Source organism: Brevundimonas sp. (assembly GCF_016463485.1).
GTDB lineage: Bacteria > Pseudomonadota > Alphaproteobacteria > Caulobacterales > Caulobacteraceae > Brevundimonas.
Map to the genome: position 1 here is coordinate 1 of NZ_JAEMRD010000133.1, position 9,080 is coordinate 9,080.

11 protein-coding genes and 1 pseudogene are annotated in these 9,080 nt (G+C 67.9%); 2 read left to right on the forward strand and 10 right to left on the reverse strand.

Annotated elements, in window-relative coordinates:
- The 3 genes and pseudogenes from JHC99_RS15110 to JHC99_RS15120 form a co-directional block, all read right to left on the reverse strand.
- Nucleotides 1-320 (reverse strand): annotated as a pseudogene (locus tag JHC99_RS15110) (23S rRNA (adenine(2503)-C(2))-methyltransferase RlmN); the annotation flags it as partial.
- Between the two features lie 146 nt (nucleotides 321-466).
- Nucleotides 467-868, reverse strand: coding sequence for a GIY-YIG nuclease family protein (locus tag JHC99_RS15115; RefSeq protein WP_292155265.1), 402 nt, complete (start codon nucleotides 866-868; stop codon nucleotides 467-469).
- Between the two features lie 66 nt (nucleotides 869-934).
- The gene (locus JHC99_RS15120; RefSeq protein WP_292155266.1) at nucleotides 935-1,351 is read right to left on the reverse strand and encodes a metallopeptidase family protein; all 417 of its coding nucleotides are present in this window, start codon (nucleotides 1,349-1,351) and stop codon (nucleotides 935-937) included.
- A 165-nt stretch (nucleotides 1,352-1,516) separates the two neighbouring features.
- Here JHC99_RS15120 and JHC99_RS15125 point away from each other — a divergent pair, with 165 nt between their 5' ends.
- Complete coding sequence (locus JHC99_RS15125; RefSeq protein WP_292155267.1) at nucleotides 1,517-3,847, forward strand: PAS domain-containing sensor histidine kinase; 2,331 nt, start codon at nucleotides 1,517-1,519, stop codon at nucleotides 3,845-3,847.
- Between the two features lie 68 nt (nucleotides 3,848-3,915).
- On the opposite strand, the gene JHC99_RS15130 is transcribed toward JHC99_RS15125, so the two are convergent.
- Nucleotides 3,916-4,338, reverse strand: a complete 423-nt coding sequence (locus JHC99_RS15130; RefSeq protein WP_292155268.1) for a hypothetical protein — start codon at nucleotides 4,336-4,338, stop codon at nucleotides 3,916-3,918.
- A 214-nt stretch (nucleotides 4,339-4,552) separates the two neighbouring features.
- Here JHC99_RS15130 and JHC99_RS15135 point away from each other — a divergent pair, with 214 nt between their 5' ends.
- A complete protein-coding gene (locus JHC99_RS15135; protein WP_292155269.1) occupies nucleotides 4,553-5,203 on the forward strand; it encodes an outer membrane lipoprotein carrier protein LolA in 651 nt (216 codons plus the stop codon).
- Nucleotides 5,204-5,405: 202 nt separating this feature from the next.
- Here the strand turns inward: JHC99_RS15135 and JHC99_RS15140 are convergent, their stop codons facing one another.
- The 6 genes from JHC99_RS15140 to JHC99_RS15165 form a co-directional block, all read right to left on the reverse strand.
- Entirely contained in the window at nucleotides 5,406-6,023 is a 618-nt protein-coding gene (locus JHC99_RS15140; RefSeq protein ID WP_292155271.1) for an alpha-ketoglutarate-dependent dioxygenase AlkB, read from the reverse strand.
- Between the two features lie 3 nt (nucleotides 6,024-6,026).
- A complete protein-coding gene (gene dapB / locus JHC99_RS15145) occupies nucleotides 6,027-6,776 on the reverse strand; it encodes a 4-hydroxy-tetrahydrodipicolinate reductase (protein WP_292155272.1) in 750 nt (249 codons plus the stop codon).
- Complete coding sequence (gene dnaJ / locus JHC99_RS15150; protein WP_292155273.1) at nucleotides 6,773-7,957, reverse strand: molecular chaperone DnaJ; 1,185 nt, start codon at nucleotides 7,955-7,957, stop codon at nucleotides 6,773-6,775. Before dnaJ ends, dapB begins: the two co-directional genes overlap by 4 nt.
- A 120-nt stretch (nucleotides 7,958-8,077) precedes the next feature.
- A complete protein-coding gene (locus tag JHC99_RS15155; protein ID WP_292155274.1) occupies nucleotides 8,078-8,356 on the reverse strand; it encodes a helix-turn-helix domain-containing protein in 279 nt (92 codons plus the stop codon).
- Entirely contained in the window at nucleotides 8,325-8,597 is a 273-nt protein-coding gene (locus JHC99_RS15160) for a BrnT family toxin (protein ID WP_292155275.1), read from the reverse strand. Before JHC99_RS15160 ends, JHC99_RS15155 begins: the two co-directional genes overlap by 32 nt.
- 72 nt (nucleotides 8,598-8,669) lie before the next feature.
- The coding region (locus JHC99_RS15165) for an Hsp70 family protein (RefSeq protein WP_292155276.1) at nucleotides 8,670-9,080 on the reverse strand (411 nt) is incomplete at its 5' end.

The following is a 9,080-nucleotide window of genomic DNA, read 5'->3' on the forward strand; positions in this document are numbered from 1 at the left end:
CCCGGCGCGGTGCGGATCAGCCATTTGCGGGTGCCGTCCTTGGACACCTGACGCTCGACGATCTCGGGCCGGGCCAGGGTGAAGGTCTCGGCCAGTTTCACCCGCGTGTCCTTGGCGACGTCGCTCATCAGGGCGAAGTCGGTGACGCCGTAGTGATGGATCCAGCGCCACACCTGCGACGCCCGCATCCGCGCCTTCTCCGGCGGACAGATGCCGCCGTCGATCATCGCCTGGCGCAGGTCCGGACGCGTCAGACCGGCGAGGTTGACGGGAGCCTTGGGCGCGGGCGTCGTGCGCGTGAGATCGAGCGTGATGCTCAAGGGGATGTCCTGATGCGTAGGCGGATGGGCGTTATAGCACGGATCGCGCTGGATTTAAGGCGTGGGTTGTAACAGACGCCGTCACCCTCGGGCTTGACCCGAGGGCCGGACCCTCCGCGCATCGGTACCTGAGCGTGGGCACGCTCTCACCCCTCGCCGAGCTCACCCCGATCAAGCCGCTTGAGGAAGGCTTTCACGCTGCCCTCGCCGCCGTCGGGCAGCGGTATCCTTGGATCGCGCGCATTTCCCGACAGCCAGGGATGCAGGTCGACCCAGTTCGGATTTCTCTGCTCGATAAGCTGCATTTTCCAGGGACGGTTCCACGACTTCAGCGCCTTTTCGCGCCGGATGGCAGAGGTGACCCGCTCGAAGGTCTGAAACCAGACCAGCATATTGCAACCCCGCTCCGCCGTGAAACCGTCGGCGTCGCCCGCCCGGTGTTGCTCGGCCCGCGCATAGAGGTTCGAGGTCATGCCGATGTAGATGACGCCGAAAGGTCGGCTCGCCATCATATAGGTGGCAATCAGAGGACGGCGTTCGTGGTCCATCCAACGATGTGCTGACGGTCCGGCCCTCGGGTCAAGCCCGAGGGTGACGGAGTTGGTGCTTGGCCTTCACCCCTCCCCATCCTCGATCGCGTGGATCTGGTCGTCGTCGAGGCCGAAGTGGTGGCCGATTTCGTGGATCAGGACGTGGGCGATGATCTCGGACAGCCCGACGTCGCCGCGCTCGCACCACTCGTCCAGGATCGGCCGGCGATACAGGAAGATGCGCGAGGGTTCCGCCGCCGGGCCCAGGGCGTCGCGGCTGCCGATATCGACGCCCGAATACAGACCCGTAAGCTCGAACGGGTCCTCCATCCCGAACGAGGCCAGGGTCTCGTCGTCGGCGAAGTCGTCGATCCGGATCACCACCTCCCCCGCTGCGGCCCGGAAGGCGTCAGGCAGTTCGGCGAAGGCCAGCTGGGCCAGACGCGCGAAATCGTCCAGGGAGGGGGCGGGCTGGTCGGTCCAGGCGGGATTTTCCGGCACAGTGTGGTCCTGAGTGGTTCGTGGCGGGTGACGAATGGTTGTTCGTCGCGGATCGAACAATGCCCCCAACCACCAATCACTAGCCACTAATCACCAACCGCCCCACCCCCAATGCAATCCGCGCCAATTCGACTATGGTAAACGCCGAATCGGCGGGTGAAATCCATGGCGGAAGCCGAAATCGCCTATGTGGCGACGGCGGGAGCGGCAGGTCTGGCGCTGGCGGTCAGCGCCTGGGCCTTGCGGCTGCGCGCCGGTCTGGCCGCGCGCGAGGCAGCGATCGAAGCGACGACGGCCCGCCAGCAGCGCGCCGAGGCCGAGCGCGACGGGGCCCTGAGCGCCTTCGACGACATCCGCATCGGCCTGGTTGCCGGTGGTGGCGTCTTTTCCCTGGCCGGGGCGGCCGAGACCGTCGCCGCCGCCCGACTGGCCCTGGCCCCCGAGACCCCGACCACCGAGGCCGACGACGATGCCGTGATCCTGGCCGCCGCCGTCCATGCCAACCACCCCGAGGCCGTGCGGGGCCTGGTCGAGCGGGGCGTTCCCTTCGACCTGACGATCGATGACTGGGCCGTCGAGGGCCGGCCGGCCGGAGGCCTGGCCTGGCTTCGGCTGTCGCCCGGACAGGCGACGTCCACCGGCATGGATCCAGGCCTGGGCCTGCTGACCGACGCCTCGCCGGCCCCCACCTGGGTCGTGGATGCGACCGGGGGGCTGATCTGGGCCAACCGCGCCTGGCTGGCCGAGGTCGGGGCCGACACCGTCGATCAGGCGCGCGAGCGGGCGCTGAGCTTCGACCGGGGGGCCGAGCCGATCCTGGCCGAGGCCGGGCGGATCGGCACACGTCAGGAAGGCTTTCGCTGGACCACCGGCGGCGGCCGTCGCCGCGCCTGGCGGATCGTGGCCGAACCCCTGGCCGTATCGGTCGAGGGCGGCGGGGCGGTCTTGGCCTTCGCCATCGACATGACCGAGGCCGAGGAGACCCGCGACACCCTGCGCCGGCACGTCGAGGCCCATGACGAGACCCTGAACCACCTGGCCGACGCGGTGGCCATCTTCGGTCCGTCCAAGCGGCTGGCCTTCCACAACACTGCCTTCCAGACCCTGTTCAACATCGATCCGGCCTGGCTGGACGAGCGCCCGACCCATGCCGAACTGCTGGATCGCCTGCGTCAGAAGAGGCAATTGCCCGAGGTCATCGACTATGCGGGCTGGAAGGCGACCGAGCTCGACTTCTACGGCGCGTCCGAGGCGGCCCCCGACGACAGCTGGTCCCTGCCCGACGGCAGGACATTGCGCGTGGTGCGCCAGCCTCATCCCCTGGGCGGCATCCTGCTGCTGTTCTCGGACATCACCGACGAGCTGAAGCTGCGCAGCCGCTACAACGCCCAGATCCAGGTCCAGACCGCGACCCTGGACAAGCTGAACGACGCGGTCGCCGTGTTCGGCTCCGACGGACGGCTGCGCCTGCACAACGAGGCCTTCGAGACCTTCTGGGGCCTGTCGAACGACCAGCTGGTCGAGGCCGGCGATTTCGACGCCGTCGCCGAACTGGCCAAGGCCGCCATGCCCGACGCGGGTCTGTGGCTGGGCCTCAAGGCGCGGGTCGCCGATCCCGATCCCGAAAGCCGCGTCGCGGTCTCGGGAGAGGCGCGGACCACCGACGGCCGGATCGCCGCCTGGCAGACCCGACCCCTGCCCGACGGCGCCACCCTGGTCGCCTTCTCCGACGTCACCGCACGGCGCGAGCTGGAACAGGCCCTGGCCGCCAAGGCCGCCGCGCTCGAGGAAAGCCAGGCCCTGAAGCGCGAGTTCGTCGGCTCGGTCAGCTATGAACTGCGCACGCCTTTGACCACCATCGTCGGCTATTCCGAACTGCTGGAGACCCTGGGCGACCTGAACGAGCGCAACCGCCAGCACGCCGGCGCCATCCGCGTCGCCGCCAGCCAGCTGGCCCGGTCCATCGACGACGTGCTGGACATGGCCCAGATCGACGCCGGGGAAATGGAGCTGACGCTGGGCGACGTGCGCATCGCCGACCTGTTCGCCGATGCGGTCGAACGGTTCCGTCCGCGCGTGGAGGGCCGGGGCGGTGTGCTGAGGGCGCTGGCCGCCGCGCGCTTGCCCGCGATCCGAGGCGACGCCCGTCGCATCGGCCAGGCCCTGGACCATCTGCTGGAAAACGCCGTCCGCGCCATCTCGGAGGGCGGACTTGTGACGCTGAAGGCCGAGGCCAACGAGACCGAGGTCCGTATCCGGGTCGAGGACACCGGGCGGGGCATCCCCTATCACCTCCAGGCCCACGTCTTCGACCGGTTCGTGCGCCGCGACCGGGGCGGCCCCGGCGTCGGACTGGCCCTGGTCAAGGCCCTGGTCGAGCTGCACGGCGGCTGGGCCGAGGTCGAAAGCGAGCCCGGCAAGGGCGCCGCCTTCATCCTGCACCTGCCGATCGAGGCCGTCAGCGACGCGGCCGCACCGGAGCTTCTGCTGGGTTAGAGCACCCGCGCTTGGCCTTAGGCCGCCAAAGGCCCCGACCAGAAGGCCGGGATGGGCGCTCAGGTCGATCAGGACCGGTTAACGGCACCTCTCAGTCGGAGGATGCCCAGCACAAGGACGGCACCGAACAGGCCCAAGGCCAGTATGGCCAGACTATCGATCCTTCCCGGGGCCATCGCCGCGAAGTCTATTTCGCCGTGATACAGAACCCCGAAATGGGTGTTGGCCTCCCCATAGATGGCCCCCACGCCTCCAACGGCCATGGTCACGATAGAGGCCCTGCGCACGCGCACCTCGTCGCGCCTCATGCAGCCGATGAGACCGTCGCCCGTCAGGATCGCGATCGCGATCACGAAAAACTTCAGGACCGGCGTTAACCCGAGAAAAACGTACGACAGCGGAGCGCCGGGAGTATAGGCCTGCCACATCCAGCCGATGGCCCCCGACACAACGACGAAGGCGACCGCAATCAGGATCAGAAGTCTGGTCATGGCCTTGGCCCCGCTCAGCATGACGCTGCGGGCCGCCGCACGGCCTGTCAATCGGCGGCGCAACCCCATGTCGGCATTGGCGTTCTGATCGCTCCCGATGAACGGGGCTTCATCGCAACGCCCGAATATGGTCTGGCTAGGGTCATATCGCCGTCAAGGCTGACCCCGATAAGCCGGGCCAACCTCAATCATCCCGAACGGGAGGAAGACAGACATGTCCATTTCACGCCGCGACCTCGGTTTTGGTCTCGCAGCCGTGGCCGCGCTCTCGGCCCCTTCCTTCATGGCGGGGCCCGCCGCTGCCCAGGCCCCACTGTCCGCTGAGGACCAGGCCACCCTGGCACGCGCCCAGGGCTATCTTCAGGCCCTGACCTCGGCCCAGGGGACCTTCGTCGAGACGGGCGCGGGCGGACAGCGGCGCGAGGGGCGGTTCTATATCCAGCGCCCTGGCAAGATGCGGTTCGAATATACCAACCCGGCCGGCCTGCTGGTCGTGTCGGACGGCTATAATGTAAAACGCTACGATCCCCGGCTGGAGACCTTCCAGCAGGTGCCGCTGGGCCAGACGCCCCTGTCGACCTTCCTGGCCCGCAACGTCCGCTTCGACCAGGGCGTCCGCGTCGATCGCGTCACCCGGATGCAGACCGGGGCCTTTGCCATCACGGCGCGAGACAGCCGCCGCCCCAACGACGGCTCGGTCATCCTGGCCTTCGCCGGGTCGCCGCTGAGGCTGCAGGAATGGACCATCACGGACGCCCAGGGCAGCCGAACCCGGACCCAGCTGACCACCCTGACGAACGCCTCGGGCCTCGCCGCCAGCCTGTTCCAGCTGCGCGATCCGACGCGCCGGCCGGGCCGGAATTGATCCGGGATCGACTCACTGATCGTGGTTCCGTGAGCACAGCAAAGCTTCACATTGAAGCGTTTGACATTTTTTTCAGGCCGTGACACTTTGACCACAGGACGACGGCGGTCGTCCTTCCGCGTCGGACGTCATCCCCTCCCGATAGCGGCGTGTGAGAGAGACCACTTCAAAACGCCCGGCGAGCGATCGCCGGGCGTCTTTTTTACCTCGCGCGTCTCAGCGTCAGATTGAGCCGTCCGCCGCCCGGCACGACCTGTGATGACCCTTCCAGCACCCTATCGATCCCGTGCCGCGCCAGTCTTGCTGGGCCCGTCAGGGCGCAGACATCGCCCGTGGCCAACCGAACGGTGCGGGTCGGCCCTCCAGCCGCCGGGCCGATCCGGAACACTGCTGTATCCCCCACCGACACCGACAGCACGGGCGCGGTCGTGTCCGCCTCGTCGCGATCCTGATGCAGGCCCATCTTCGCCGACCCCTGGTAAAGATTGACCAGACAGGCGTCTGGCGGCGCGGGCCAACCGGTCAGATCATCCCAGAGGCGCAGCAGCATCGGCGGGATCGGCGGCCAGGCGCGGCCTGTCTCGGGATGGGTGGCCTGGTATCGATAGCCTGCCCGGTCCGAGACCCAGCCCAGCGGGCCCAGATTGCTCATCCGCACCGAGAACGGTCGCCCGCCCGGCGTCGTCGGCTGATAGAAGGGTGCATCCTCGATCGCGACCAGGACCTCGGCGACCAGCTCGGCCTGGGCTGCCACCGACAGGGCCTGGGGCCAGAGCCGGAAGCCGGCGATGCCCGTATCGATCTCGGCGCAGGCCGCCACGGATCAGGCCTGCCGGAAGCCCAGCACGTCCTGCATGTCATAGAGGCCGGGCCGACGCGTGCGAACCCAGGCGGCGGCGGCAACGGCCCCCTTGGCGAACAGGGAGCGATCGATGGCCGAATGGCTCAGGGTCAGGGTCTCGTCCTGGGAGCCGAACAGGACGGTGTGGTCGCCCACGATGCCGCCCGCGCGGATCGACGAAAAGCCGATCTTGCCGACCTCGCGCTCGCCCGTGATGCCGTCGTAGGGCGCTGACCGCACATCGGCGAGCTCGGCGTTGCGTCCGTTGGCGGCAGCCTCTCCCAGCATCAGGGCCGTACCGGACGGCGCGTCGAGCTTGAGCCGGTGATGCGCCTCGATCACCTCGATGTCCCAGTCGCGCGCGTCCAGCCTCTGGGCCGCGTGCTCGACCAGACCGATCAGGATGTTGAGGCCCAGGGAATAGTTGCCGCTCCGCACGATGGCGATCTTCTCGGCCGCCGCCCGGATCGCGGCGTCCTGTTCGTCGGTGAACCCGGTCGAACCGATCACCAGGGCCGGTCCACCGCGTTCCGCCGCGCGGGTGGCCAGGGCCGCAGACGCCTCGGCGGTCGAGAAATCGATCACCACGTCGCACAGGCTCAGGTCCGGCGTGTCGCCCCAGTCGAACCGCACCGCGACGACGACGTCTTCGCGGGCATCCAGCACATGATCGACTGCCCGGCCCATCCGCCCCTGCGCGCCGGAGATACCGGCGTGGAAGATCGCGCTCACGCGGCGGTTTCCCGCTTGCCGGCTTCTTCCGAACCCAGGATGTCGGCCCAGAAGCGCTTGGCCTTGCCGGCGAAGGAGGTGTTGCGCGGGTTCTGGCTCTCGCCGAACGACAGGGCCAGTTCCTGCATCAGTTCCTTCTGGCGCGCCGTCAGGTCGGTGGGCGTCTCGACGAACAGCTCGACCACCAGATCGCCGCGCTGGCGGCCGTTCAGGTGCGGCATGCCCTTGCCCTTGATGCGGATGGTCTTGCCGGTCTGGGCGCCGGCGGGGACGTCGACCGGGGCCTTGCACTGGCCGTCGCAGGCCTCGGACACCAGACAGGGTGCCTCGATCTCTCCGCCCAGAGCCGCGACCGTCATCGGCACGGGCACGGTGCATAGCAGATCCAGGTTGTCGCGCTCGAACAGCTCGTGCGGCTGGACCGACAGGAAGACATACAGATCGCCGCGCGGGCCACCCCGGGCACCGGCGTCGCCTTCGCCGGTCAGGCGGATGCGCGAGCCGTCGTCGACCCCGGCGGGAACCTTGAGATTGAGCGTGCGGGTCTTCCGGACCTGTCCGTGGCCGTGACAGCTGGGGCAGGGTTCGGCGATCATCTGGCCCGAGCCGCCGCAGCGGGGGCAGGTCCGCTCGACCTGGAAGAAGCCGTTGGCCTGACGCACCCGGCCCTGACCGGCGCAGGTCGAACAGGTGGTGGCCTTGGTGCCCGGCTTGGCGCCCGAACCCGAACAGGGCTCGCAAGTCATGGTCGAGGGCACGCTGATCTCGACCTCGGCGCCCTTGTAGGCCTGCTCCAGGGTGATCTCGAGATCGTAGCGCAGGTCCGAGCCCCGGCGCGGCCCGTTCTGCTGACGCCCGCCCTGACGCCCGCCGAAGACGTCGCCGAACGCGTCGCCGAAGACCTGGCTGAAGATGTCGTTGACGTCGTGGAAGCCCTGCTGGCCGCCACCCCCGCCGCCGTTCACGCCCGCATGACCGAACCGGTCATAGGCGGCGCGCTTCTGCTCGTCCGACAGGACCGTATAGGCCTCGGAGATTTCCTTGAACTTGGCCATCGACTCTTCCGAACCGCCGTTGCGGTCGGGGTGATGGATCATCGCCAGCTTGCGATAGCTGGATTTCAGCCCTGCGGCGTCGATGGTCCGCTCGACCTCCAGAATCTCGTAATAGTCACGCGCCATCGGGCGTTGGTCCTCGTATTCCTCGCGTGGTCCGGTCGCCCCTCTGCTGAGACGATCGAACCGACGTGCCGGCATCACATGGGTGCCGGAATGACTGATGCAAATTCAAGGCCGTGCTTCTCAGGCCACAGCGCGGGCGACGATGTCGGGATGCCGGCCGATGACCCGGACATAGGCGACGGCAAAGTCCGGGGCGGTGGCGCGCGCCTGTTCCCAGTCGCGCAAGGTGCCCACAGGCACCCGAAAGCGTGTGGCGAACTCCGCCTGCGACAGGCCCAGGGTCGTCCGGGTCTGCCGGATCATGCGGGCCCGCTGTCCACGATCCAGACCCTGGGCAGAGACGTCGAAATCTTCCGGGTCCGCCGGATCAGCCGACAGGGCGGTAGGCGCGTTCTTCACCGACATTGCTCCTTCTCACCGAAATGAAGCGGGGGAGGTCGTCTCGCCAGACGAAGACGCCGGTAAAACATCTATCCCCCACCACACCGACCACCTTGAACCGCTCTTCTCCATCCACCGGACGGATCGACGGGAGGATCAGATGATCGTCATCCTCGAAAAGCCTCTCGCCGAACGCAAGGGAAAGCCCGTGCTTGGCGAGATTGGCCGAATCCTTGGCGGGATCGAACCGGCTGTTCATCGTGGATGATACGGGATTCCCGTATACGCCGCAAGACCCGCCCCGAGGTCAACGTCGGGGCGGGTTTTCACGTCAGGCGCTCTTCTTTTCGTCGTCGCCCGAGACGTCCTCGAACTCGGCGTCGACCACGCCGTCGTCGGCGGTGGCCGTGACGTCTTCGTCAGAGGCGGCCGACTGGGCGTACATGGCCTCGCCCAGCTTCATCGAGGCCTGGACCAGGGTGTTGGTCTTGGTCCGGATGTCCTCGGGGTCGGTGCCGGCTTCCTTGGCGGCCTTGAGCTCGGCCAGGGCCGTCTCGATGGCGTCCTTGTCCGGGCCCTGGATCTTGTCGCCGTGCTCGGCCATGGCCTTTTCGGTCGAGTGGATCAGGCTTTCCGCCGCATTGTTGGCCTCGACCAGATCCTTCTTGGCCTTGTCGGCCGTGGCGTTGGCCTCGGCTTCCTTGACCATCTTGTCGATGTCGGCGTCCGAAAGGCCGCCGTT